This is a genomic window from Streptomyces sp. NPDC046985 (assembly GCF_040644415.1).
In the GTDB taxonomy this organism is placed as follows: Bacteria; Actinomycetota; Actinomycetes; order Streptomycetales; family Streptomycetaceae; genus Streptomyces.
Window position 1 is genome coordinate 185,088 of sequence record NZ_JBEYWK010000011.1, and the last position, 25,374, is coordinate 210,461.

General features: G+C 72.6%; 20 protein-coding genes. 9 read left to right on the forward strand and 11 right to left on the reverse strand.

What is annotated here, in order from left to right; genetic code table 11:
* Window positions 1-67 precede the first annotated feature (67 nt).
* The 3 genes from ABZ861_RS16635 to ABZ861_RS16645 are packed head-to-tail and all read left to right on the forward strand — an operon-like array spanning window position 68 to window position 4,573.
* On the forward strand, window positions 68-2,692 hold the full coding sequence (locus tag ABZ861_RS16635; RefSeq protein ID WP_361630300.1) for a ricin-type beta-trefoil lectin domain protein: 2,625 nt from the start codon (window positions 68-70) through the stop codon (window positions 2,690-2,692).
* Window positions 2,692-4,128 carry a glycoside hydrolase family 76 protein gene (locus ABZ861_RS16640; RefSeq protein ID WP_361630303.1) on the forward strand — a complete coding sequence of 479 codons (1,437 nt, stop codon included), beginning with the start codon at window positions 2,692-2,694 and terminating at the stop codon, window positions 4,126-4,128. Before ABZ861_RS16635 ends, ABZ861_RS16640 begins: the two co-directional genes overlap by 1 nt.
* Before the next feature lie 37 nt (window positions 4,129-4,165).
* Window positions 4,166-4,573, forward strand: coding sequence for a hypothetical protein (locus ABZ861_RS16645; protein ID WP_361630306.1), 408 nt, complete (start codon window positions 4,166-4,168; stop codon window positions 4,571-4,573).
* Window positions 4,574-4,617: 44 nt separating this feature from the next.
* Here the strand turns inward: ABZ861_RS16645 and ABZ861_RS16650 are convergent, their stop codons facing one another.
* The 4 genes from ABZ861_RS16650 to ABZ861_RS16665 form a co-directional block, all read right to left on the reverse strand.
* Entirely contained in the window at window positions 4,618-6,195 is a 1,578-nt protein-coding gene (locus ABZ861_RS16650) for a cation acetate symporter (RefSeq protein ID WP_361630454.1), read from the reverse strand.
* Window positions 6,196-6,221: 26 nt separating this feature from the next.
* The gene (locus ABZ861_RS16655) at window positions 6,222-6,671 is read right to left on the reverse strand and encodes a DUF485 domain-containing protein (RefSeq protein ID WP_361630309.1); all 450 of its coding nucleotides are present in this window, start codon (window positions 6,669-6,671) and stop codon (window positions 6,222-6,224) included.
* A gap of 327 nt (window positions 6,672-6,998) precedes the next feature.
* On the reverse strand, window positions 6,999-7,313 hold the full coding sequence (locus ABZ861_RS16660; RefSeq protein WP_361630312.1) for a WhiB family transcriptional regulator: 315 nt from the start codon (window positions 7,311-7,313) through the stop codon (window positions 6,999-7,001).
* 530 nt (window positions 7,314-7,843) lie between these two features.
* Complete coding sequence (locus ABZ861_RS16665) at window positions 7,844-8,302, reverse strand: hypothetical protein (protein WP_361630315.1); 459 nt, start codon at window positions 8,300-8,302, stop codon at window positions 7,844-7,846.
* A gap of 294 nt (window positions 8,303-8,596) precedes the next feature.
* On the opposite strand from ABZ861_RS16665, the gene ABZ861_RS16670 reads away from it, so the two are divergent.
* Entirely contained in the window at window positions 8,597-9,469 is an 873-nt protein-coding gene (locus ABZ861_RS16670; protein WP_361630318.1) for an endonuclease/exonuclease/phosphatase family protein, read from the forward strand.
* 112 nt (window positions 9,470-9,581) lie between these two features.
* On the opposite strand, the gene ABZ861_RS16675 is transcribed toward ABZ861_RS16670, so the two are convergent.
* The 5 genes from ABZ861_RS16675 to ABZ861_RS16695 all read right to left on the reverse strand — a co-directional run bounded on the left by ABZ861_RS16675 (window position 9,582) and on the right by ABZ861_RS16695 (window position 15,327).
* Window positions 9,582-10,856 (reverse strand): hypothetical protein, encoded by a 1,275-nt coding sequence (locus tag ABZ861_RS16675; RefSeq protein WP_361630321.1) that lies wholly within the window; start codon window positions 10,854-10,856, stop codon window positions 9,582-9,584.
* A gap of 138 nt (window positions 10,857-10,994) precedes the next feature.
* Entirely contained in the window at window positions 10,995-11,261 is a 267-nt protein-coding gene (locus tag ABZ861_RS16680; RefSeq protein ID WP_361630324.1) for a hypothetical protein, read from the reverse strand.
* Between the two features lie 66 nt (window positions 11,262-11,327).
* Window positions 11,328-12,173, reverse strand: coding sequence for a prephenate dehydratase (locus tag ABZ861_RS16685; protein ID WP_361630457.1), 846 nt, complete (start codon window positions 12,171-12,173; stop codon window positions 11,328-11,330).
* A 169-nt stretch (window positions 12,174-12,342) separates the two neighbouring features.
* Window positions 12,343-12,855: a peptide-methionine (S)-S-oxide reductase MsrA gene (gene msrA / locus ABZ861_RS16690; RefSeq protein ID WP_361630327.1), complete on the reverse strand. Its 513-nt coding sequence runs from the start codon at window positions 12,853-12,855 to the stop codon at window positions 12,343-12,345.
* A 192-nt stretch (window positions 12,856-13,047) separates the two neighbouring features.
* A complete protein-coding gene (locus ABZ861_RS16695; protein ID WP_361630330.1) occupies window positions 13,048-15,327 on the reverse strand; it encodes an MMPL family transporter in 2,280 nt (759 codons plus the stop codon).
* Between the two features lie 324 nt (window positions 15,328-15,651).
* Between ABZ861_RS16695 and ABZ861_RS16700 the strand changes: the two genes are divergently transcribed.
* Together ABZ861_RS16700 and ABZ861_RS16705 are read left to right on the forward strand one after the other, a co-directional pair.
* Entirely contained in the window at window positions 15,652-16,497 is an 846-nt protein-coding gene (locus ABZ861_RS16700; RefSeq protein ID WP_361630333.1) for an alpha/beta hydrolase, read from the forward strand.
* 271 nt (window positions 16,498-16,768) lie between these two features.
* A complete protein-coding gene (locus tag ABZ861_RS16705) occupies window positions 16,769-18,970 on the forward strand; it encodes a SpoIIE family protein phosphatase (protein ID WP_361630336.1) in 2,202 nt (733 codons plus the stop codon).
* Here ABZ861_RS16705 and ABZ861_RS16710 read toward each other — a convergent pair.
* Both ABZ861_RS16710 and ABZ861_RS16715 read right to left on the reverse strand, forming a co-directional pair.
* Window positions 18,906-19,940 (reverse strand): hypothetical protein, encoded by a 1,035-nt coding sequence (locus ABZ861_RS16710; RefSeq protein WP_361630339.1) that lies wholly within the window; start codon window positions 19,938-19,940, stop codon window positions 18,906-18,908. The two genes, ABZ861_RS16705 and ABZ861_RS16710, sit on opposite strands and share 65 nt — an antisense overlap.
* Before the next feature lie 90 nt (window positions 19,941-20,030).
* Window positions 20,031-21,593 carry an endo-1,3-beta-xylanase gene (locus ABZ861_RS16715; protein ID WP_361630342.1) on the reverse strand — a complete coding sequence of 521 codons (1,563 nt, stop codon included), beginning with the start codon at window positions 21,591-21,593 and terminating at the stop codon, window positions 20,031-20,033.
* A gap of 438 nt (window positions 21,594-22,031) precedes the next feature.
* Between ABZ861_RS16715 and ABZ861_RS16720 the strand changes: the two genes are divergently transcribed.
* The 3 genes from ABZ861_RS16720 (at window position 22,032) to ABZ861_RS16730 (ending at window position 25,357) form a co-directional block, all read left to right on the forward strand.
* Window positions 22,032-23,315: an ABC transporter substrate-binding protein gene (locus tag ABZ861_RS16720; protein WP_361630345.1), complete on the forward strand. Its 1,284-nt coding sequence runs from the start codon at window positions 22,032-22,034 to the stop codon at window positions 23,313-23,315.
* 69 nt (window positions 23,316-23,384) lie between these two features.
* Window positions 23,385-24,356, forward strand: coding sequence for a sugar ABC transporter permease (locus ABZ861_RS16725; protein WP_361630348.1), 972 nt, complete (start codon window positions 23,385-23,387; stop codon window positions 24,354-24,356).
* A 56-nt stretch (window positions 24,357-24,412) separates the two neighbouring features.
* A complete protein-coding gene (locus tag ABZ861_RS16730) occupies window positions 24,413-25,357 on the forward strand; it encodes a carbohydrate ABC transporter permease (RefSeq protein ID WP_361630351.1) in 945 nt (314 codons plus the stop codon).
* The last annotated feature ends 17 nt before the right edge of the window (window positions 25,358-25,374 follow it).

Sequence of the window (25,374 nt, forward strand, 5' to 3'; positions counted from 1 at the left end):
CCGGCCTCCCAGCGCGCACCGCGCGCCCGCGCTCCTGGCTGCCCGAGACCAAGGCGAAGGACCCGCCATGCCCAAGAAGCGGCACGGAGACCTGGTGCGGCGCTGCCTGGTGGCACTGCTGCTGCCGCTGGCGTTCCTGTTCGTGCCGCCGCACGCCGCGGCGGCGGCCACCGGCTGGACCGTCAGCGGCCCCTCGGCGAACTCCCCGACCGCGGCCCAAGTGAGCCTGAACGGCGGCTCGCTGACGTTCGCCGCGTCGAGCCACGGCCAGACGGTGCTCCCGCCGTCCCCGATCGGGATCCGCACCAGCGCCGCGGACCTGACCGCGAACCTCACGTTCGTGCAGCGCGCCGACCGCACGGTCACCGAGGCGTACGCCATGACCACCGGCAAGCAGCGCGACCGGCGCACCGCCTACACGGAGACCACCCTGTCGTTCACCGGCAGCGGCGGCGCCCGGCTGGACGTGGTCGTGCGGGCCTCCGACACCGGCGTCGCCTACCGCTACGCACTGCCGGGCAGCGGGTCGGTCACCGTGACCGGCGAAGCCTCGTCCTGGACGCCGCCCGCGTCGGCGAACGCCTGGCTCCAGCCGCCCGACGGAGAGGACCAGGGCCAGTGGTTCGCCACGACGGCCGGCGGCGCGCCCTCCGACACCTACCACCTCCCCGCGCTGTTCCAGGTCGGCGGCTCCTACGCCCTGGTGGCCGAGACCGGTCTCGACGGCCGCTATGCCGCGTCCTACCTGTCCCACACGGCCGGCTCCCCGGTCTACGCCACCCAGCTCGCCGGCGGCGTCACCGCGACGCTTCCGCTGTCGACGCCGTGGCGCACCGCGGCCCTGGGCAGCCTGGCCGACGTCACCCAGTCCACGCTCGTCGACGACCTGGCCGCCCCGTCGAAGGTCGCCGACACCTCGTGGGTCAAGCCCGGCGCGGTCGCCTGGTCCTGGCTGACCGAGCACGCCAGCCAGGGCAGCGAGGAGCGGCAGAAGCAGTACGTCGACTTCGCCCAGCGGCACGGCTGGAGTGACGTCCTGATCGACGAGGGCTGGTCCGCCTCCTGGATCCCCGACATCGTCTCCTACGCCAAGGCCAGGGGCGTCGGCGTCCTGCTCTGGTTCAACTCCTCGGACCTGCGCACCGCCCAGCAGCGTGACCAGTGGCTGCCGCAGGTCAAGAACTGGGGCGTCGCCGGAGTGAAGATCGACTTCGTCGGCGAGTACACCCAGCCGACCCTCCAGTGGTACGACGCCGTCCTCGCCCAGACCGCCGACCTGAAGCTCATGGTCAACTTCCACGGCACCGCCATGCCCCGCGGTATGCAGCGCACCTGGCCGCAGGTGGTGGCGGCCGAGGCGGTCTACGGCTCTGAGCAGTTCCACAACCGCGCCGCCTTCGACACGATCCTGCCGTTCACCCGCAACGTGATCTCGAGCATGGACTTCACGCCCGTGGTGTTCAGCATGACCGGCCGCGACACCACCGACGCCCACGAGCTGGCGACCTCGGTCGTCTTCGAGTCCGGCTGGCAGCACTTCGCCGACAGCCCGGAGAGCTACGAGGCGCATCCGGAGGCGCTGCGCGTCCTCGACCAGATGCCCACCGCCTGGGACGAGACGCGCCTGCTCGGCGGCAGTCCCGGGAAGGAGGCGTACCTCGCCCGGCGGGCGGGCGACCGGTGGTTCGTCGGCGGCCTCTCCGCGGTCGGCGCCAAGACCTACCAGACGGCGCTGAGCTTCCTCGGGTCCGGGCAGTGGCTGGCCGAGACGGTCCACGACGGGCCGGGCGGGCTGACGCACGACACGCGAGTCGTCACCGGCGCCGACACCCTGTCGGTGCAGGAGGCGGCGAACGGGGGCTTCGTCACCGCGCTGTGCCCCTACACCGCGGGCCTCGCCACCTGCTCGCCGCACGGGCAGGCCGGCGCGCTGAAGGGCGCCCAGTCCGGACTGTGCGCGGACGTGCCCGGCGCGAGCCAGGCGGGCGGCACGCAGATCGCGCTGTGGGACTGCAACGGCCAGGCCAACCAGACCTGGACCGCCTCCCCGTCCGGGCAGTTGACCGTCTACGGCGGCGCCAAGTGCCTGGACGTCCGCTCCTCGGGCACCGCGGACGGCGCCGCGGTGCAGATCTACGACTGCAACGGCACCCCCGCCCAGCAGTGGACCGTCCGCGACGACGGCACCGTGGTGAATCCCAGCTCCGGCAAGTGCCTGGACGCCACCGGGGCCGGCGCCGCGCCCGGCACCCCGCTGGAGATCTGGACCTGCAACGGCGCCCCCAACCAGGTCTGGGCGCGCGCGGGCGCCACCGGCGCCTACACCGGGCAGCAGTCCGGCCGCTGTCTCGACCTGCCGGGCGGCAATCAGGCCGACGGCACGCGGCCGGCCCTGTGGGACTGCAACGGGGGCGGCAACCAGGTCTGGAACTCGACGGTGAGCGGTGAGCTGACCGTCTTCTCCAACCGCTGCCTGGACGTCGCCGGCGGCGCCACCGCCGACGGCGCCGCGGTCCAGATCTGGGACTGCAACGGCACGCCCGGACAGCAGTGGCGGGTCCGCTCCGACGGCACGGTCGTCAACACCGGGTCCGGCAAGTGCCTGGACGCCATCGGCGAAGGCACCGGCAACGGCACCCAACTGGAGCTGTGGACCTGCAACGGCGGCGCCAACCAGAGATGGAGCCACTGATGACCGCACCCGAACGCACCCGCTGGGTCTGCCGTGTCCTGGCCGTCCTGCTGCCCCTCGCCTTCCTGCTCCCGCAGGCCGGCGGCGCCCAGGCGGCCACGCCCTCGTCCTCCAGCGTCTCCGTCCTCATGCAGTCCTACGACCCCGCCACCGGCCGGATCGGCAGCGACTGGTGGACCTCCGCGGTGTCCCTGAGCACCGTGATGACCTACCGGCAGGCCACCGGGGACACCCAGTACGACTACGCCGTCACCGGGGCCTTCGCCAAGAACGGCGACTTCACCGACGACTACATCGACGACACCGGGTGGTGGGCGCTGGTGTGGCTCCAGGCGTACGACATCACCCGCAATCCCCAGTACCTCGACATGGCCCGGAAGACCACCGACTACATGCACGGCTACTGGGACGGCCAGTGCGGGGGCGGCGTCTACTGGAGCACCGCCAAGCAGTACAAGGCCGCCATCGCCAACGAGCTGTTCCTCGCCGCGACCGCCGGGCTGCACAACCGCATCCCCGGTGACAGCACCTACCTCGGCTGGGCGGACGCCGAGTGGAACTGGTTCAGGAACTCCGGCCTGATCAGCGGCGGCCTCGTCCGCGACGGCCTCGACGTGCCCGCCTGCACCTTCCACGACGCCACGTACACCTACAACCAGGGCGTCATCCTCCAGGGCCTCGTCGAGCAGTCCCGGGCCCACGGCGACACCTCGCTGCTCGACACGGCGAAGAGCATCGCCACGGCGGCCACCGCCCACTTCCAGCGGGGCGGCGTGCTCTACGAAGGGTGCGAGCCCGACTGCGCCGGTGACGGGCAGGCGTTCAAGGGGATCTTCGCCCGCTCCCTGCGCACCCTGGCCGCCGCCGCGGGGACCGGCCAGTACGACGGGTTCCTCAGCGCCACGGCGAACTCCATCCTGGCCAACGACACCGACGGCGGCGGCCGGCAGGGCGACTCCTTCGTCGGCCCGTTCGCCCTGTGGAGTCCGACGACCCAGGCCAGCGCCGCCGCGGCGTTGACCGCCGCCCTGACCACCAGCACGCCCAACCCCACCGGCGTGCTGCGCGGGAAGGAGTCCGGGCGGTGCGTGGACGTCCCCGGCCTCAGTCAGGCCGACAGCACCCAGGTGGCGCTGTGGGACTGCAACGGCGGCCCGAACCAGTCCTGGACGTCCACCGCCGGGCAGTTGACCGTCTACGACGGCGCCAAGTGCCTGGACGTCCGCTCCTCGGGCACCGCGGACGGCACCCCGGTGCAGATCTACGACTGCAACCGCACCGCCGCGCAGCAGTGGACGGTGACCTCCGGCGGCGCCGTCGTCAACCCCCAATCGGGCAAGTGCCTGGACGCGACCGGCCACGGCGCCGCCAACGGCGTCCCGCTGCAGATCTGGACCTGCACCGGCGGCGCCAACCAGGTCTGGGCGCGCGCCTGACCCGGTGACCCCCACCACCCACAAGAGAGGATCCCTCATGCGCATCACAGAACCGGCCCGGCACGCGGTCGTCTGCCTCACCCTCGGCCTCGCCGCGTCCCTCGCCGCCGGAGCGGCCTGCGCTCCCGCCGAAGCGGCGGCCGGACCCGCCCGCACCGGCGCGGTCTCCGCGGCGGCGTACCGGCAACTGATCGGGCAGGTCAGCGGACCGGCCTACCTCGAGGCCAGCGTGCCCGCTGACGGCGTCTACGCGATCGAGTACCAGATCACCGGCAACGCGGCGTTCGACACCTACCTCAACGGCGCCGAACTGGGCTACGTCGGCGGCTCCACCGGCGCCTACCGGACCCGCTCGGTCCGACTGTCCGCGGGCGGCCTCCTGGTGCAGGTCGCCGGACCGGAGGGCTCGGGGCGGGCGTCCGTCTACCTGGTGCGCGTCTCCTAGTCCTGCCGCGGGCTCCGTGGGGCCGTCACAGGGGCGGGAGGACGTCAACTCCGCTGTCGTGACGGCCCCGTCAGGATCCACGCCTCGACCGCCTCGTACTGGCGGCGCTGCTCCGCCGCCTTCCGCCGCCCGGAGACGACCGTGCCCAGCCAGCCGAGGGCGAAGCCGAGAGGAATGGACGCCACACCCGTGGTGGTGAAGGGGAACCAGTTGAAGTCGGCGTTCGGGAAGGCCGCGACCGGAGAGCCGGAGACGAGATTGCTGCCGCTCATCAGGACAATGGTGGCCAGGGAGCCGCCGAGCAGCGTGAACAGCAGGCCCGTGCGGGTGTAGCGGCGCCAGAAGAGGCTGTAGACCAGCGCCGGGGCCAGCGCGGACGCGCCGATGGAGGCGGACAGCAGGGCCAGCGGCTGGAGGTTGTGGTGCTGCACCCGGACGGCCAGCAGGATGGTCGGGGCGCCGACGGCGAGGGCGCACACCCGGGCGACCGTCATCTCGCGCCGTGGAGTCATCCGCCCGCCGACCGCGAACAGGTCGTGCGCGAGGGAGTTGGCGCAGGCCAGGGTCATCCCGGCGACCGAGGCGAGCAGGGTGAGGAAGAGCGCCGTGGTGACCATGGTGAAGACGAAGGTCTCGGCCGTCGACACCTGCGCTCCGAACGCGGCCCGCGACCCCAGCAGGTAGGCGGTCCGCCCGTTCGGGTCCGCGCCGGTGACGCCGTCGCGCCCGATCAGCGCCGTCGCGCCGAGACCGACGACGGTGATGATCGGCACGAACAGGGCGACGCTGAACACGGCCCATGACATCGACCGGCGCACCTGACGGGCGCTGCTCGCGGTGTACATGCGCATGGTGATGTGGGGCAGGCAGGCGCCGCCCAGGACGATGGTCAGCTCCGAGCTGATCATGTCGAGCCGTGGGTAGGCGCCGCCGGTGAACTCCAGGCCGGAGCGCAGGTAGGCCAGTCCCGTCCCGCTGTGCCCGGCCGCCGTGGACAGCAGCAGGCCCGGGTTCCAGTCGAAGCGCTGGAGCACCAGTGCGGCCACGATCGCGCCGGAGCCCAGCAGCAGCACGATCTTCAGCATCTGGACGAGGGCGGTGCCCTTCATGCCGCCGATGACCGCGTAACTGATCATCAGGGCGCCGACGCCGACGATGCACCCGGTCCGCAGCGCGTCGCTGGAGAAGCCGAGGATGAACGCCAGCAGGTCTCCGGTGCCGGCGAGCTGGAGCAGCATCATGGGAACGAGGGCGGTGATCGTGACGGCGGACGCGGCGATGCGCACCGCCCGTCCGGGCATTCGGCGCGCGAGGACGTCGCCCATGGTGAACCGGCCCGCGTTGCGCAGGGGTTCGGCCAGCAGGAACATCAGCAGCATGAGGGACAGGGCGGTGCTCAGGGCGAGGACGACGCCGTCGTAGCCGTAGATCGCGACGACTCCGCCGACGGAGAGGACCGTCGCGGCGGAGATGTAGTCCCCGGCGATGGCGAGGCCGTTGCCCACCGGCGACAGGGATCTGTAACCCGTGTAGAACTCGTCGAGGTCGTCGCGGTCGGGGCCCGTCATCACGCACAGCAGCAGGATGATCGTGGCGATCGCCGTGAAGGCCACCAGCGACATGGTCTGCGCGGTATGGCTGAAGCCGGTCACCGTGCCGCCCCCCGCCCGGCGTCCGCCGCGTCCGCCTCGGCCTGGCGCCGGATGCGGTCCGCGATCGGGTCCACCCCGCGTCGCGCCGTGTGCTCGTACAGCACGACCGCCAGCCAGGTCACCGGTATCTGGAGCAGCCCGAGCAGCAGCCCTGTCGTCATCCCGCCCGACACCAGGCCGGTCATCAGGGGCGGGGCGAACGCGGACAGCACGAGGAAGAGCACGAAGTACCCGAGCGCCGTCAGCGTCGCCACGCGCCGCAGCCAGCGGTAGGCGCTGCGCAGACGGCGCAGGTCCCGGTGCCGGTTGACTCCCGGATCCCGCGGCGCCCCCGCGGTGGGTTCGAGCTGCCAGGGGTCGAACGAGGGCGACCACGCGAAGGGCGAGCCGGGCGGCGGCGGCGTGGAGCGCGGCGGGTACTCGGGGGACGAGAACGCGTCGGTCATCCCGGCTCTCCTCGCATGGCGCAGGTTCGTGTGAACGGCGGGGTCTGTGGGGTTGAGCAGCCGTCACGTTACTGCTGCGTACAGTGTTTTGGCGAGACTCCGTACGCACCATGTGATCGCCGTGCGCCGGTCGGGCGCGCGCCGCTCCGGGTCCGCCTTTCCGGAGGACCCCGTGTGCGTGCGCGACTCACCTCGGCGGGCGGGCCGGGCCCCCGGCGTTGCGCAGCCGGCCCGCGCGTCTGTGCGGCCCGCGCGGTCAGCCGGCCCCCTCTGTTCCCGGACGGTCACTCCGTCGCCTGCACGCCGTTCGGCGTGCCGCCGCTTCGGTCAACTCGCCTGACGTTTGACCAGGTCGCCGTCTCGGTGAGCGCGCGCGTACTCCAGGCGGGCCGTATGCAGAAGGCTCCACCACGAGGTGACGGTCGGTCGGCGCCGCAGCAGCGCCCGTCGTTCGCGTTCGGTCATGCCGCCCCAGACGCCGTGCTCGATGCGCTGGTCCAGGGCGTAGGCCAGGCACTCGGTGCGGACCGCGCAACCGGAGCACAGCGCTTTGGCCCGGTTCTGCGCGGCGCCCTCGACGAACAGTTCGTCCGGGGGGACCGTCCGGCACAGCCCCCGCCTGCTCCAGTCTGCGTCCGCCATCTGGTGGCGCCGTCCTCTCGTCGCGGTCCCGCCTCGCGGCGCGGCCTTCACCCTGGGTGAGTGGCATATGACGGTACGACCACCCGCCCCCGTTTGTCAGGAGCCTGCGAAGGCACGTCACGCTTTCGAGTGATCAATGCCTGTCAGTGCGGGACACCTATGCCCGCGTGGCCGTCAGACATGCGCACTCGGCAGCGCTCGCGTGCCCCGGCCGGGGCGTGGGCGCCCGGAGCGGAGCGTCGGACCAGCCTTCCTTGCGCCCGGCGCCCCAGACATATACGGAGCTGAGCGGCCCCGCGTTCGCGAGGCGGGCGAGGTCGGCCGCGCCGGGGCGCGCCGGATGTGCGGCGCCCGAGGTGTGGGCGCCGCCGTGCGTGGAAGCGAGAGGCCAGACGCCCCCCGCTCTCCCCGGTCATCCCCCCCGCTCTCCCTGTTCGTCCCCCGCGCGCCGGACTCCGGGCGGCGCAGAGGCCGCGCCGGTCAGCCCCGGCGCCAGCGCCCCGGAGCGCTGACCGCAACGCGCGCTCCGGTCACTGCGCGGCCGTGACGATGCCGTAGGTGACGAGCCCGTACGCCAGGTGGGGCGCCGCGTCCGAGACCCAGTCCGCCGCGGACCAGCTCGCCGGATCGGTCACGCCCAGCCGCCGCATCGGCAGGTCGGTGGCGGCCATGGCCAGGGCGCCGGTGACCGCGCCGCCCATCCACCAGGGCATGCGGACTCCCGCCCGCCGCAGCAGCGAGACGGCCGCTCCGACGCCGCAGCCGACCGCGATGCCGGACAGGGCGCCGAGGCCGGAGAGCCGGTTGTCCCGGATGCCGTCCGCGCCGCGCACCGGATGACCCGCGTCTTCGGCGATCTTCTCCACGGTCCGGGCGGGCGCCTCGCTGGAGGGCCGCCCCCGCAGCGCCATGTCGGCGTAGCTCACGGCGTTCAGCACGGTCGTCCCGGCGGCCCCGGCCACGCCGCCGCGTACAAGGCTCTGCATCATGCCGGGCCGGGTTCCCCTGCCTGTCGGCTCGAATCGCGGCCGGGCGCTCGGCGGCCGCCGCCCTGCGGCTCCCCGCGGACCGCCCGTGCCAGGCCGGGCTCGTGCCGGTCGCGCGGCCTGCTTCCGCGCCGCGAACGGCGCGCGCATCCGCCGTCGCACGTCGCCGGGCGCGATGGGGCGATGGCCCGCGCCGGACGCGCGCCCGCGCTTACTCTTCACCGGTGACGGATGCGACGCACGAGGGGGGCCGCGCGGTGTCCCGGTCCGGTCCCGGCGGGCCCGGGTGAGGCGGCCGTGAGGTGCGCGACGTTCAACGTGCTGCACGGCCGGGAGATCCAGCGCGACGGCCGCCCGCCGCGTACGGCGCACCGCGATCCACGGGCGGCGCTCGCCGCGGCCGTCGCCGGTCTCGACGTCGACGTCCTCGCCTTGCAGGAGGTCGACCGCCTCCAGGAACGCTCCGGCGGGGTCGACCAGGCGGCGGCGGCCGCCGCCGCGATGGGCGCGCGGGACTGGCGCCACGCCTCCGCCCTGCACGGACGCGCCGTCCCGGACGGGGAGTGGGTCGCGGACCCCGCCGAACCCGGAGCACGCCTGTACGGCCCCGATGACGGGGACCCGGTGAGCCAGATCCCCTCGCACGGGGTCGCCCTGCTGTCCCGTTCGCCGGTGCGCGCCTGGCGGGTGCTGCGGCTGCCGCCCGCTCCGGTGCGGACGCCGTTGCGCGTGCCGGGAAAGCCCGGCCTGACGTGGGGCCGGGACCAGCCGCGGGCAGCGGTGGCGGCCGTCCTGGAGGGAGAGCGGGGGCCGTTCACCGCCGTGGCGGTCCATCTCTCCTTCGTGCCCGGCTGGAACGTCCGCCAACTGGACGCCGTGCGCCGCTGGATCGCGGACCTGCCCCGGCCGCAGGTGCTGCTCGGCGACTTCAACCTGGTCGGCGCCGTCCCGAGATGGGTGCCCAACGCGCCCTCGCTCGCACGGAGTCGGCGGGTGGGCGAGCGCTGGCGGGACACGGCCCGCGTCCCGACGTATCCCGCGCACCGCCCGGTCGTGCGGTTCGACCACGTGCTCGTGACGGGCCTCGGCGGGCAGTCGTCCGGCGCGGCCCACGCGCCGCGCACCGCGATCTCGGACCACCGGCCGCTGGTGGTGGAGCTGCCGCTGTGACGCACGCCCTTGGCGCGTGCGCGTCGCCGCCCCGCAAGCGACGTCCAGCCGCCCGCGGGGCTCAGGGATTCGGCGCCGGGTCCGAACGCGCCGCGCGGACAGGCCCGTTCGGCTACGAGCCGTCCGCGTGGACCGCGTAGACGTACCGCTTGCCCGTGTACTCGCTGAGGTTCCAGATGACCGGCTCGCTGTAGGCCCAGCCGGACGCGGTGTCGCTGTGGTAGCTGAGGTCCTCGCATCCGACGGCCAGGTCGCAGACGGCGGTCGTCTTCGAGGCGCCGGAGGTGAAGGTGCGCAGGCCGCCCTTCGCGGACGGGCCGTCGCTGGTGGAGAGGAAGTGCTGGCTGTTGCGGGAGACCACGCCCTGGATCTTCTGCTGGGCGATGGTGACGGCTTCGGTCGCCGTGGTCGAGGACAACTGGCGGGTGGTGTAGTCGAGGTTCCAGCGCACCACCTTGGGAGTGGTGGTCAGGGGACCCGTGCCGTTGAAGGCGCCGTCGGTGTAGTCGACGGTCCCCGCCAGGGAGTACTCGGTCACCACGAGGCTGTCGGGGCTGCTGGTCCGGTCGAGGCCGATCGCGGTGTAACGCAGGTATTTGCCCGTGTTGTCGTAGGCGTAGCTCTGCGGCAGGACGTACTGGTACCCGTAGCCGTAGTAGTGCCCGTCGGCCGGGTTGAGGCCGCACACGTCCGCGTCGTCGACGGCGACCGTGAAGAGGGTGTTCAGGTCGAAGACCCTGATGCCCTTGTAGGTGTCGACGACGTAGAGCAGGTTGCCGTACCACATGATGCCGCCGGCGTGCTTGCGGATCGGGTTGAACGAGTACTCCCCGGAGTCGGTCTTGACCGGCTCGACCAGGAGGACGTGCCGGTACATCGGGGTCGAGGAGACGGTGTAGTCGACGAACGTGAGCCGCAGGCCCTTGTCGACCGGGTAGTCGTCGACGCCGTTGCCGTCGGGGTCGGTCTCGAAGTACCAGGAGGCGAGGACGACCCGCCTGTCGCCGCCCGACGGGTAGAGGCCGTTGCCGTACGCGTCGGCGCTCGTCGTCACGCCCTGGGGGATCCAGTAGTCGACGGCCTGGTCGCCGCTGTCCCAGGCGAAGCCGGTCGAGAACGCCTGGACGGTGCTGGGGGCGCTCGTGAGGTGGGTGGCCTTGCGGTTGGCGTCGGCGATGACGGCGGTCGCGTCCACCTTGGGCAGCTTGGCCGCCAGACCGGCCGTCAGGTCGGCGAACTCGCCGTAGCCGTTGCCGGAGCGGGCGGCGAGGGTGAACTGGCCGGGGTCGACGGTGGCCGCCTCGGCGACCGAGGGCGCGAGCAGGCTGCCCGCGGTCGCGACGAACGGCGCCGCGGCCATGCCTCTGAGGAGGGTTCTGCGTGTCATGATCATGAGGCGTAAAAATACGCTTGGTCACGGGCGTGGCACAACGGGCGCGCGGCGCGGGCCCGTACGGGGCGAAGCAGACCTCCCCGCGCGGGCGGCGGGCCCCTGTCGTGGCCCTCGCCCCTGCTGCCGCCCAGGTCAGGGCACGTCTTCTCGCCAGTCGAAGCGGTCGGGGTCGGCCGGCCGCGGAGCGTACACGGTGTGGCCGCCGGGACCGTAGCGGCCTATCTCGGTGCCCAGGACGACGTTCTCCCCGCGCGCCCGCTCGGGCCGGTCGGTGACGTCCAGGAGGAGGCCGTCGAGCGGCCCGGCCACCAGCTCCGCGTAGCGGCGCCCGTGCCGCGGCCCGGCGTCCTCGTGCTCGGCGCCGTAGACCCTCCCCCGCATGAAGTCTCGCTCATCCATGCGGACAGCCTCGCAGGCGCCACTGACAGTCCCCCCGCGTCGCCCGGCTTCAGACGCGGTGCGCGCTCACCCGCACCCGCCGGCGAGCCGGTGGGGATGGGCCGGATAGACGCCCAGGACGCGCACCTCGGTGGAGAAGAAGCCGAGTTCCTGGAGGGCGAGCGCGACGCCGGGCTGGTCGGGGTGCCCCTCGATCTCCACATAGAAGCGGCTGGGGCTCAGTCCGGCGCCCATCTGGTAGCTCTCGATCTTGGTGAGGTTGACGCCGTTGCTGGCGAACCCGCCGAGGGCCTTGTACAGCGCGCTCGGGATGTTGCGCACACAGAAGAACAGGCTGGTCACCGTGGGCGCCCCGGCGTCCGGCCAGGGCGCGGCGGCGCGCGCGAGCACGACGAACCGGGTGGTGTTGTCGGGGTCGTCCTCGACCTCCGGACGCAGCACCTGGAGCCCGTAGAGGGGCGCCGCGGCGGGCGGGGCGAGCGCCGCGTGCCGCGGGTCGCCCAGCTCGGCCACCTCGCGAGCCGATCCGGCCGTGTCGTCGCTGACCAGCGTGCGCCAGCCGCCCTCGCGCAGGATCTTCCGGCACTGCCCGAGGGCGTGCACGTGGCTGCGCACGCATTCCACCTGATCGAGCGATGCGCCGGGCACGCCCATCAGGTCGAAGCGGATGGCGAGGAAGTGCTCGGCGACGATGAACAGCCCCGACTCCGGAAGGAGATGGTGCACGTCCGCGACCCGCCCCGCCGCCGAGTTGTCCACCGGGATCACCGCCACGTCGGCGGCGCCGAACGTCACCGCGTCCAGGGCCTGCTCGAAACCCGTGCAGGGCAGCTCGCCGGCGTCCGGGTACAACGCGCGGGCGGCTGTCGCCGAGTTGGAGCCCTGTTCGCCCTGGTACGCGACGGTGGTCACCGTGTCCTCGCCTTCCACTGTGGAGTTCGTGCGCTGCGCGCGCGGAGTCAGCGTCCCTGCGGAGTCAGTGTGCCTGCGGAGCCTGAGTCCGTACGGGGCATGAGTCCGCACAGGCGCCGGAGTCCGCACAGGCGCCTGAGTCCGCCCGGAGTCGGTGTCGCCCGCCGGGTCAGGACTCCGCGCGCTTGGGCAGCCTCCAGCCGGGGCGCGGGAAGTGGCAGGTGTAGCCGTTCGGGTACCGCTGGAGGTAGTCCTGGTGATCCGGTTCGGCCTCCCAGAACGGGCCCGCCGGGACGACCTCGGTCACCACCGGGCCCGGCCAGAGGCCCGACGCCTCGACGTCCTCGATGGTGTCCTCGGCGATCCGCCGCTGCGCGTCGCCGTCGTAGAAGATCGCGGAGCGGTAGCTGGCGCCGATGTCGTTGCCCTGCCGGTCCTTCGTGGTCGGGTCGTGGATCTGGAAGAAGAACTCCAGGACGGCGCGGTAGTCGGTCACGGCGGGATCGAAGACGATCTCGATCGACTCGGCGTGGCCGTCGTGGCGCCGGTAGGTCGGGTTCGCCGACTCGCCGCCGCTGTATCCCACGCGGGTCGACAGCACCCCCGGCTGCTTCCGGACCAGTTCCTGCATGCCCCAGAAGCAACCGCCCGCCAGCAGTGCCCTCTCCTGGACGTCTGTCATGACACGCCACCCTTCTGTCCGCATGCCGTCGCCAACAGCCTCGCACACCGCGGGGGCGTCCACATAAGCCGGTCGGGGCGCCGCGTGCGCTCCAGGCCGCCGCCCCCGCCGGGCCCCCCGCCCGGCACGGACGCGGAGTCCGGGCCGGGCGGGGCGCTCGCCCAGGCGGGGGCGGCGGGACGAGCGGACGGGTCAGACCTCCCGACCGGCCGGCGCCTCCTCCGCGTCCCGCTTCTGCGGCGCCTCCTCCGCGTCCCGCTTCTGCGGCGCCTCCTCCGCGTCTCGCTCGTGCGGCGCCTCCTCGGCGTCCTGCCCGGCGGGCGGCTCTTCGGCGTCCTGACCGGCAGGCGACTCCCCGGCGTCCCGACCGGCCGTCGACTCCTTGGCCCGGTCGCCGTGTCCGGGCCACCACGCGGCATGGCCGATCAGCGCGGTCAGGCTCGGCGTGAAGAACATCGCCATCACGAACGCGGCGACCGCGATGCCGAAGGAGACCGCGAATCCCATCTCCGTCAGCAGCGCGTTGCCCGCCAGCGTCATCGTGGCGAAGGTCGCCGCCAGGATGAAGCCCGCCGCGGCGACGGTGGGCCCGGCGTAGCGGAGCGCCATTCCAGCCGCCTCGCGCGGTTCGCGGCCCTCCCGGGCCTCCTCGCGGAGTCGGGCGATCATGAGGATGTTGTAGTCGGTGCCGATGGCGACCACGAAGAGATACATGATCACCGGGAGCATGAACATCAGCCCCGAGTGGCCCTGCCCCTCCTGGAAGATCCACACGGTGGCGCCGAGGGTGGCGCCGAAGCCGAGGCCGACCGAGGCGATCAGGTACCAGGGGGCGACGACGCTGCGCAGCAGCAGTCCCAGGATGACCATGATGAGCACGGCGGCGACGGGGAAGACCGTCCGGTAGTCGTGGTTGACCGCGGCGTCGATGTCCTTGAAGATCGACGACATGCCGCCGACGACGGCCTGGGCGCCGTCGGGTGCGTCGGCGTGCGCCGCGTCGCGCACCCGGCCGACGGTGTCGATCGCCTTGTCCGTCGACGCCTCGTCCTTGAGGGTGACGGTGAAGTCCGCGGTCGTTCCCGCCTTGTTCATCTGGGTGAAGCGGGCGCTCGCGACACCGTCCACCGCGCCGAGCTTCTTCGCGTACGCGTCGAACGCGGTCCGGTCCAGCGGCCTGCCGCCGGTGCTGGACAGGTAGACGTCGGTGGGCGCGGCGGCGCCGGCCGAGTACGCCGCGCGCATCCGGTCCTGGACGACCATGGACTCCTTGGTCTTGGGCATGGAGCCCGACGCCAGGTCGAACGTGGCTTTGTAGCCCAGCACTCCGGCCGACAGCGCGACCAGGACCAGGCCGGAGGCGACGGCGGTCAGGGCCGGGCGGCGGCGCACAGCGCGGCCGAGTGCGGCGAAGCGGGCGTTCTCCGGCTCCCGCTGCCAGGACTTGGAGGGCCAGAAGACCTTGGGCCCGATCAGCGAGACCACGGCCGGGATGAGGGTGAGGCCCGCGATCAGGGTGACGCCGACCGCGATGGCGAGCGCCGGTCCCATCTGCTTCAGGAAGCCCAGAGTGGACAGCACCAGGGCGAGGAAGGCGATGATGACCGCGCCGGCCGCGGAGGCGATGGCCTCGCCGACCCGGTCGACGGCGTTGATCATGGCCTGCTTGGGCTCGTCGCCGGCGCGCAGGCGTTCGCGGTAGCGGAACATCAGGAACAGGAAGTAGTCCGTTCCCACGCCGAACAGCACGACGATGAGAATCGACGAGATCGAGCTGTTGGCCTGGAGGTCGAACAGCTTGGTGGCGTAGGCGATCAGACCGTTGGCGATGGCTGACACCACGCCGATCAGGATCAGCGGCAGGAAGGCCAGGATCGGCGCCCGGAAGATGATCAGCAGGGTGAGCAGGATGATCACGACGGTGCCGATGCCGATCAGCGCCTGGCCCCGCTTCGAGGAGTCCTGCTGGTCCAGCGCCTGCGCGGCGGAGCCGCCGAGCCGGACGTCGAGGTGTGTGCCCTCGGCCAGCTTCTTGGCCTCCTCGCGCAACGCCTTGGCCGCGTCCGCCTGTTTGGGCTGACCCGCGTTCTTGCTGTCCATCTGCACCAGGGTCAGGGCGTACCTGCCGTCCTTGGACGGCGGGCCGGGGACCGTCTTCTGCACCTGGTCGATGTGCTTCGCGCCCAGCTCCGCGGTGATCCGGGCGACGTCGTGCTGGTCGGCGGCGGTCATCCGGCCGCCGTCGGTGCGCTGGTACAGGGCGATGGCGGACGGGGTGAAGGCGCCGGGGAACGCCTTCTGCTGGAGCTCCGCCGCTTTGATGGACTCGTAACTCTTGGGCAGGAAGCTGCTCTCGTCGCTGTTCGAGGGCAGACTCGGAGCGGTGGCGACGATCGCCACCGCCGCGATCAGCCACGCCACGATCGTCCAGACCGGATGTCGTACGACGGTGTTCCCTATATGTCGGAACATGCGGAAGGTCCTCCTGAATAGGAAGATCACCGCAGCCCGGGGAGCGGTCCCTGGCATCGGCGACCCCGACCGGCGCGAACTCAGGTCGCCGGTCGCATGGTTGTCTGGCGGTCTGATGGTAGTGACGCGTCGCGAAGATCGTTTCATCGGGTGCTCCCCCCGACGGGGCCGAGAACCCGGCGGGCCGAGGACTCCCCTCGTCGGCGCGCTTCACGACGTCGCCGAAGAGGCTCGATCGTTGCCGCCGGGGGTCGCGGACCGTAGGTTCGGGTGATTCGTCCCGCCGACGTCCGCGGGACCGGAGCCGGGGATCGGAGCGGCGGGGTGCTGGAGAGCGATCTGGAACTGGGCGACGGGCGCCGGCTGCACGTCTACGACAGCGGTGCGCGGGACGGCGGCGATCCGCTCGTCGTCTTCTGGCAGCACGGCACACCGAACATCGGGGCGCCGCCCGAACCGCTGTTCCCGGCCGCCGACCGCCTCGGCGTCCGCTGGGTGTCGTACGACCGTCCCGGGTACGGCCGTTCGACCCCGCGCCCCGGCCGCGACGTCGCCTCGGCGGCCGACGACGTGCGCGCCGTCGCGGACGCCCTCGGCGTCGAGCGGTTCGCGGTGATGGGCCACTCCGGGGGCGCCCCGCACGCCTTGGCGTGCGGGGCGCTGCTGCCGGGGCGGGTCCTCGCCGTGGCCGGTGTGTCGGGGCCGGCGCCGTTCGGCGCCGCGGGGCTCGACTGGTTCGCGGGCATGGCGCCGTCCGGCGCCGCGTCCCTGCGCGCCGCGGCCGAGGGGCGCGCGGCGAAGGAACGGTACGAGGCGCGCGCGGAGTACGACCCCGAGATGTTCACCGACGCCGACCACGCGGCGCTCTCCGGCGCGTGGTCCTGGTTCGCCGACGTGGTGGGTCCGGCCCTGGAAGGCGGGTCGGGCGGACTGGTGGACGACGACCTGGCCTACGTCGCCCCCTGGGGCTTCGATCCCGCGCTGATCAGCGCGCCGGTCCTGGTCCTGCACGGCGGCCGGGACCGGATCGTGCCCGTCGCGCACGGACGGTGGCTGGCCGACCGGTGCCCCGCGGGGCGCCTGCGCCTGCGGGCGGACGACGGGCACGTCTCCGTGCTGGAGGCTGGGGGCGCCGCCCTGGAGTGGCTCGCGGACCACGCCCGCGGCTGACCGCGGGGGCGGGCGCCCGCACTGCCCCGCCCGGCGCAGGCGCGCGAGGCGGTGCGCCTGGCCGCCCGCCTCGCGCGTCGCACCGCGCCGCGCTCGGCCCTCGACGCCCGCCCGCAGCCGGGGCGCGGGCGCTCGTGAAGCCGCCAGGAGCGGCCCCGCGAGCGCCCGCGGCGGTCTCCGGCCGTGCGACGCCGCGTTCCGCGGGGCAGCATGGAGTGACCGACCCCGGCAGGCGCGGCCCTCGCGCCCTGTCAGGGAGGGAGCTGAAGCCATGGGCACCTATGACGCTTCCCCGGACGAGGGGCGCAACGGTCATGACGGGACGCAGGCCGGGCGCCGCGACGGGCCGGACGGCCACGACGCCGGGCCGGACGGCCACGACGAGGAACCGGACGGCTTCACGGGGCCGTCGCTGCCGCCCGGGGGGCTGCTCGATCTGCTGAGCGTGTCGGCGGTGGTGCTGAACGCCGAGGGGCGGATCGTGTTCTGGAGCCCGCAGGCCGGCGACGTCTTCGGCTACACGCCGCAGGAGGCGCTCGGCCAGTACGCGGCACGGCTGCTGGTCCACGAGGAGCACCGCGCGCTGGTGAGCCAGCTCTTCGCCGAGGTGATGAGCACCGGCACGGGCTGGGCGGGCGCGTTCCCGGTCCGGCACAAGGACGGCTCGACCCGTCTGGTGGAGTTCCGCAACATGCGGCTGCTGGACGACCTCGGCGACGTCTTCGCCCTGGGGCTCGCCGCCGACCAGAGCGTCCTGGAGCAGTTGGAGGCCAAGCTGGCGCTGTCAGACCGGCTGGTGTCCCAGTCGCCCATCGGGGTGGCGCTGCTCGACACCGACCTGCGCTACCTCCAGGTCAATCCGGCGCTGGAGCGGATGAACGGGATTCCCGCCGCCGACCACATCGGCCGTCGCCCGCGTGACATCCACCCCATGAACGGCATCGACACCCTCGAGTCCGCGCTGCGGGACGTCCTGGTCACCGGCCTGCCGCTGATCGACCAGTACGTCGTCGGCCGCACTCTCGCCGACCCGGACCACGATCACGCCTGGTCGGTGTCGTACTACCGGCTCGAAGGATCCAACGGCCGGGTGATCGGCGTGGCCAGCTCCATCGTCGACGTCAGCGAGCGCCACCGGGCCGCGATCGAGGCGGACCGGGCCCGGCGCCGGCTGGCCCTGATCGCCGACGCCTCCACGCGGGTCGGCACGACTCTGGAGGTGCGGCAGACCGCGCAGGAGCTGGCCGACGCGGCGGTGCCCGGTCTGGCCGACGTGGCGGCCGTCGACGTCCTCGACGCCGTGCTGGCCTTCCGCCGCGGTTCCGGCCCCCACGAGGGGGCGGAGATGTTCCGCGCGCTCGCGATGGCCGCCGCCGGGTCCGCCGAGGCGGTCGCCGCCGCCGGCGGGGCGGGCGATCTCGCCGCCTACGGCCCGGACCGCCTGATCACCCGGTGCGTGCACACCGGCCAGCCCGTCGTGGTCGCCCACACCGGACAGGACGATCTGCTGCGCATCGCCCGCGACGTCGAGACCGCCGAGGCGTTCGCCCGCGCCGGAGCGCACTCCTACCTCGCGGTGCCGCTGATCGCCCACAACGAGGTGCTCGGCGCCTTCGACCTGCTGCGCACCCGCAATCCGCTGCCCTTCGACGAGGACGACGTGGTCCTCGCCGGGGAGCTGGCCGCTCGGGCCGCGGTCGCCATCGACAACGCCCGCTGGCACGAGAGCGTGCGCAACTCCGCCGAGACCCTCCAGCGCAGTCTGCTGCCCGGCCGCCATCCCCCGCTCAACGGACTGGAGGTCGCCGCGCTCTACCATCCCGCGCAGGCGTCCTCCGAGGTCGGCGGCGACTGGTACGACGTCATCCCGCTGGCCGGCGACCAGACCGCGCTGGTGGTCGGCGACGTCATGGGCAACGGCATCGACGCCGCCGCGGCCATGGGCCGTCTGCGCACGGCCACCTGCGCCTACGCCGACCTCGACCTGCCCCCGGTCGAGGTGCTCCGGCACCTCGACCGGATCACCGACGGGCTGGAGCACTACATCGCCACCTGCCTCTACGCGGTCTACGACCCGCACCGGCACCTGTGCCGCATGGCCAACGCCGGGCACCTCCCCCCGGCCGTCATCTGCTCGGGGCGGCCCCCCAAGCTGCTCGACCTCCCCAGCGGCGCCCCGCTCGGCGTCGGCGGCGTCCCGTTCCGTGCCGTCACCTTCCCGCTGCATCCCGGCGACCGGCTCGTGCTGTACACCGACGGCCTCGTGGAGACCCGCCACCATCCGATCGACGAGCGCCTGGAGACCCTGCTGCGCGTCCTGGGCGAGGCGAGCCGCCCGGTGAACGACACCTGCGCATGGCTGCTGGAGGCCCTGCGGCACCCCGACGACCACGACGACGTCGCCATCCTCATCGCGGAGGCGCGACCGGCCGAAGCACCGGACGAGAACGAAGGCGTTCGTCGGGGGTGCTGAGGAGCATGCGGGCGGAGAGGTCCACGAGGTCGCGCAGCAGGCGCGCGTACGCGTCGTGGCCGCCGAGTTCGTCCAGGAGGCGGTGGGCCTGGTCGCGGAACTCCCCCAGGTCCTTGGCGTAGCGGTGCAGCACGGCGGGGGCGAGGAGGATTCCGGTGAGTTCCGCGCGGGCGGCCGCGGAGTCCTTCGCGGCCGTGTGCAGGGCGGTGACGCGCTCCACCGCCTCCGGGGCGGTTTCTTCCAGGGCGCAGGCGAACAGATAGGTGACCGTGCCGTTGCGCAGGTCCTCGTCCCGGCCGGAGAGGATGTCCTCCTGGTCGTTGAAGAGCTGCCACAGCACGCCGAAGACGTCGCCGAACGCGCGCCACAGCCGCAGTCGCCGGCCGCCCGGCGCCGCGCCGGCCAGTGTCGCCGCCATGGCGGTGACCATGCTGAACGGGGCCCCGGACTTGCCCTGGTACACGGCGGTCACCTCGGCGCGGCCAGCACCGCCGGAGTCTCCGCGCAGATCCCTCAACTGCCCTTCGGCGGCGGCGATCCAGCACGCGACCACCTCGGCCGACAGCGCGCCCCGCAGCGGCGGCGGTATCCGCGGCGACTGAACGACCAGCAGCGGGAGGGGTGTTCCGGCGACGGCGGTGGCGAGCAGCGCCTCGTCGCGGTCGAGGCCGCCGGCTCGGTAGTCGCCCTGCGCGTCGGCCACGTCGTCCAGGCAGCAGGCCGCCGTCCACCACAACTCGTGGACGGCGGCCAGCGGGAGCGCCGGTTCGGGCGCTCCCGTCTCGACGGCGTGGACGATCAACGGCAGGACGGAGAGGGGGTAGGCGAAGGTGCGGCCGTCCAGCAGCGCGGCGACGGCCGCCCGGACCGAGGGGGCCGCCGGTCCGAGCAGGTCGAGCGCGGCGTTCCGCTCCGCCTCGATCTCCGCGGCCAGCCGCCGGTACAGATCCACGTACGTCTCTTCGCTCACGTCTTGCCCCCACTGGCGCCGCTGGGTCGGACCCTGCCGAAACGATCGGCAGTCATGGTGCCAGGCGGGGCCTGGTGAGCGAACAGGCGGTCAGGGCGCGCGGTAGGTGAAGGCGGCGGTGGTGGTCTGCGCCGTCTGCCCACTCGGCTGGTAGTCGAAGGTGTAGGAGAGCGTGTCGCCGGACCGCAGGGGCACGGGCTTCTCCCAACGGCCGTCGGCCGCGACCCAGTCGAGGAAGTAGTTGGCCTGCGTGCCGCCGTTCACGCGGTAGTGGACGGTGACGAAGGTGGCCGGGGCCTTGGGCTTGAACCAGATCACCGGGTTCGACCCCGAGGTCACCCCCTGCGTGAAGTCCCCCTGGGACGGAGGGTCGGTCGGGGGCGGGGTCGGCGTGGTCGTGGCGCCGCCGCCAACCCACTGGGAGCCGCGCAGTTGGGCGAGGAAGCGGTCGCGGATCGTGGGATCGGCCTGGACGCGGGCGTCGCCCCAGTAGCCGTTGGAGCAGCCCGGCCCGCCCGCCTGGGCGCCGTCCGCGCACTGCCACTGGGTCTGGGCGTCCCAGTCGGTGTTGATGTAGGCGGCGGCCCGGATCACGTCGCGGTTGGCGGTGATCCAGGAGAAGTACGGCTGGTACCACTCGTTCCAGATGGTGTCGGCGCTGGTAGCCGTGGGGTTCTTGCGCATGATGCAGCTCTTGGTGCGGGCGCCGTTGGCGTAGCCCTGCGGCGACGACTCGGCGACCATGACCGGCTTGCCGTGACCGCGGGCGAAGTCCAGGACCCGGCTCTGCAACCCGGTCGGCGAGGTGTCGTAACTGCTGCATCCCCACTGGGTGTTGACCGATCCGGTGCCGTAGAAGGCGGACAGGCCCACCCAGTCGACGTACTGGTCGCCGGGGTACCAGGCGTCGTAGTGGCCGGGGTCGGTGACGACGTAGTTCCACTCGGGGTGGTCGCGGCTGGTGTCGAGCGGCCAGGCGGCGGTCTGCCAGACGGTGGCGACCTTGGTGGCGCCCAGGGCGTCGATGCGGCCCTTGATGTAGGCGAACGCCTTCTTGTAGTAGTCGGCGTTGTAGCAGTTCCAGGGGCCGTCGGCCTCGTAGCCGATGCGCAGGAAGACCTGGCGGTTGTAGCCCTTGAGCCGGTTGACCATGTCGTCGACCTTGGCCCGGTACTGGCTGACGAGGTTGGGGTTGCCGGAGGTGACGTCGCTGTCCGACGTGCCGATGACAGCCCGCAGCGGCTGGTTGGTGCACCCGGTGGTGGCGTCGGAGAGGTACAGGCCCACGGCGAGCGCGGAGTTCGGGTACTGGGCCAGGGTGCGGGCGAAGTCGACGGTGCCGGAGCCCCAGTTCGCGGGTCCGGTCATGCCCGCCAGCGGCGCCGGGCTGCCGCCGAGGACCAGGTTGGTGTAGAGCGTGACGCCGCCGGGCGAGGGCGCGTTGAGCGACGGCTGGTCGAGGACGTCCCGCTTGTAGTCGGCCAGGGTGTCGCTGTCCTGCCCCATCAGGGCGAGGATCTTGCCGTCGGGCGGCAGGTTGCGGGCGGCCACGGCGGCCTGCGCCGTGCCGGGGGCCGCGCCGAGCGCGCCGAGCGCCGCGACGGCGGTCAGGCCGGCCAGCAGCGCCCCGGCTCGTCTTCGCAAGGTAGGCATACAACTCTCCCTGGAGACCGGGCGGATGTGTCGCCGGGCATGGTGGAGATCCTCAACTTCCCCGTCAATGAGTCGCGTAAGTTTCGAAGAAGCACGCTGGTCCGGCCGCCGCGTTCGAAAACTCGCCCCGCTGCCCCGCGGCGCACCTTCGGCCGTGCCCGAGTGCGCGTCAGTCGATGTAGAGGTCACGGCGGCGGCGCGGATTCACGAAACTCGAACGAAACTGTTGACAGTTAATTTCGCCGGGCGGCAGGTTGTGCAAGCCGCGGCGTGCACCGGCCGGCTCGCCCGGCGGCGGTGCGCGGCCCTCCCCCACGGCACGGCGTCCCCGCCCCCCGCGGCGTCTCCTCGCCACCCTCCCGACGTCCCCCACGAAGTCCTCCCGTGTTCCGCCAGACGTGCCCCCCGACTTCACTTCGACCGCCTCCGGAGGTCCGCATGGGCTCCTCAACGATCTGCCGTTCCCTGGCCGCTGCCACCGGTCTCACCGCCCTCGTCGCGCTCGCCGGCTGCTCCTCCGCCTCCGCCGGGTCCGGCGGCGACACCACGCTCACCGTCGCGACCTTCACCGACTTCGGCTACAAGCCGCTGATCGCGCAGTACGAGAAGACCCACCCCGGCGTCAAGGTCAACGTGCGGATCTCCCAGCTCGACCAGCACCACAACAGCCTCGCCACCCAGCTCTCCTCGGGCAGCGGCGCCGCCGACGTGGTGGCCATCGAGGAGGGGTACCTGCCCAAGTTCCGCCAGGTCAAGGACAAGTTCGTCAACCTCGCGGCGTACGGCGGACTCAAGCGCAAGAGCGAGTACCTGCCGTACAAGTGGGCCCAGGGCACCGCGGACGGCGGCCGGTTCGTCCTCGGCTACGGCACCGACGTGGGCGGGCTGGCCATCTGCTACCGCCGCGACCTCTTCCAGCAGGCGGGACTGCCCACCGACCGGGAGGCCGTGGGCAGGCTCTGGCCCACCTGGGACGCGTACTTCAAGACCGGCGACGCCTTCAAGGGCAAGGTGAAGGACCACGCCTGGTTCGACTCCGCCGGGAACGTCTTCAGCGCGATGATGAACCAGACCGAGGTCGGGTTCTTCGACACGTCCGACTCCTACGTCGCCGACAGCAACCCGAACGTGCGGAAGTTCTTCTCCGACACCGCCCAGGCCGCCGCCCGGGGCCAGTCCGCCGACCTGGTGCCGTTCACCCAGCAGTGGAACGCCGGCATCAAGCAGGGGAAGATGGCCACCATCACCTGCCCCGCCTGGATGACCGGCCTGATCCAGACCGCCGCCGGCGAGGAGGGCAAGGGCAAGTGGGACATCGCGTCCGTGCCCGGCGGCGGCGGCAACTGGGGCGGCTCGTTCCTGACCGTGCCCAAGCAGGGCAAGCACGTGAAGCAGGCCGCGGAGCTGGCCGCCTTCCTCACCTCGGCCGACTCGGAGAAGAAGATCTTCCAGGGGCCGGCCGGATCGCTGCCCTCGCTGACCGACGCGCTGTCCGACCCGGCCGTGCGGGACGCCCGCCAGCCCTACTTCGACGACGCGCCCACCGGCGCGATCTTCGCCGCGTCCGCCAAGGACCTCAAGCCCAGCTACCGCGGGACCAAGGACCAGCAGGTGCGCATCCCGTTCGGCAACGCCCTGCAACTGGTCGAGCAGCGCAAGGCGTCCCCCGACGACGCCTGGCACAAGGCCCTGGACGACGCCGCGAAGAACCTCAAGCACTGATCCGCCGGCTCGCCCCTCCGCACCCCGGCCACGCTCACCCGTCCACGCTCACCCCGCCGGGAGGACACCATGGCGGTCGACGCCGCAGGCGCCGGGCGCAGGCTCGCCACCGCACCGGGCACGCCCCCCAGTCCAGGGATCCGGCCGCGCCGCGCAGGCCGCCTGATCCCCTACACCTTCATCGCCCCCTTCTTCCTCGTCTTCGGGATCTTCGGCCTGTATCCGTTGCTGTACACCTTCTGGGTGTCCCTGCACCACTGGGACCGGCTCACCGGTGACGCGGGCTTCGCCGGACTGGACAACTTCCGCGACCTGTTCGCCGACCCCGACTTCTACACCGCCGCCTTCAACACCTTCAGCATCTTCCTGCTGTCGACCGTCCCGCAGCTCGTCCTCGCCCTCGCCGTCGCCTGGCTGCTGGACCGCCGGCTGCGGGCCCGCACCGCCTGGCGGGCGCTGATCCTCGTGCCGCAGTACGTGTCGGTGGCCGCGGTGGCCCTCGTCTTCTCCCAGCTCTTCGGCCGCGACTTCGGCGTGGTCAACTGGACTCTGGAACACCTCGGCCTGATCAGCGACCCGGTGGACTGGACGGCGGACACGTGGAGTTCGCATCTGGCGATCAGCTTCATGGTGATGTGGCGCTGGACCGGCTACAACGCGCTGATCTACCTGGCCGCCATGCAGTCCGTGCCGCGCGAGCTGTACGAGTCGGCGATGGTGGACGGCGCCGGGCGGCTGCTCACCTTCCGCCGCATCACGCTCCCGGCGATCCGGCCCACCCTGGTGTTCACCGTCGTGCTGTCCACCATCGGAGGACTCCAGCTCTTCGCCGAGCCGTTCCTCTTCGATCCGCAGGCCAACGCCGAGGGCGGCACCGAGCACCAGTTCCAGACGCTGACGCTGATGCTCTACAAGTACGGCTTCATCAACAACGACGCCGGCTACGCCTCCGCCATCTCCTGGGTGCTGTTCCTCGTCATCGCCGCCGTCGCCGCCGTCAACTTCCTGCTCACCCGCCGTCTGGGCGGATCCGACCGCTGATCCGCGGGGCCGGCGCCGCGACCGCGCCGCACCGGCCGCCGAGAGGAGATCCGTCCATGGCCCCCTCCCTGACCACCGCGACCGACCGCCGAGGCGCCGTCGGCCGCACCGGCGCCCGGTCCGCCCGGCGCCCGGACGCCGGCCCCCGCCGGGTCCCGCGACGGTCCGGCGGCCCCCAGCGCTTCGACGGCGCGGGCCCGCTCGCCTACGCGCTGCTCGCCGCGGTCGTGCTCGCCTCCGTGTTCCCGCTGTACTGGACGTTCGTCGTCGCCTCGCACGGCGACAACTCCGTGCTGGGCGGCTCGACGCCCTCGCTGGTCCCCGGCGGCCACCTCATCGCCAACATCCGGCGCGTCTTCGACACCGTCGACTTCTGGCAGGCCCTCGGCAACTCCTTCGTCGTCGCCGGATCCACGGCCTTCAGCAACGTCCTGCTCTCCTCGCTGGCCGGATTCGCCTTCGCCAAGCTGCGCTTCCCGGGCCGCGACGCCCTGCTGGTCGTCGTGATCACCACGGTGATGGTGCCGACCCAGCTCGGCGTCATCCCGCTGTATCTGCTGGTGACCGACATGGGCCTGTACGGCAAGCTCAGCTCGCTGATCGTGCCCGCCCTGGTCTCCGCGATCGGGGTGTTCTGGATGCGCCAGGCCATGGTGGAGAACATCCCGGACGAGCTGATCGAGGCCGCCCGGATCGACGGCGCCGGGCCGCTGCGCACCTTCTGGTCGGTGGCCTGGCCGGGGGTGCGCTCGACGGCCGCCGTGCTCGGCATGTTCAGCTTCATGTTCGCCTGGAACGACTACTTCTGGCCGCTGATCGCGCTGCCCCCGGAGAACGGCACCGTCCAGATCGCCCTCAACCAGCTCGCCGCCGGCTACTACACCGACTACACGCTGATGCTGGCCGGGGTCGTCGTCTCCGTCCTGCCCGTCCTGGCGCTGTTCTCCGTGCTGGCCCGCCGCATCGTCTCCGGCGTGATGGCCGGCGCCGTCAAGGGATGACCCCGCCGCGCCCCGCC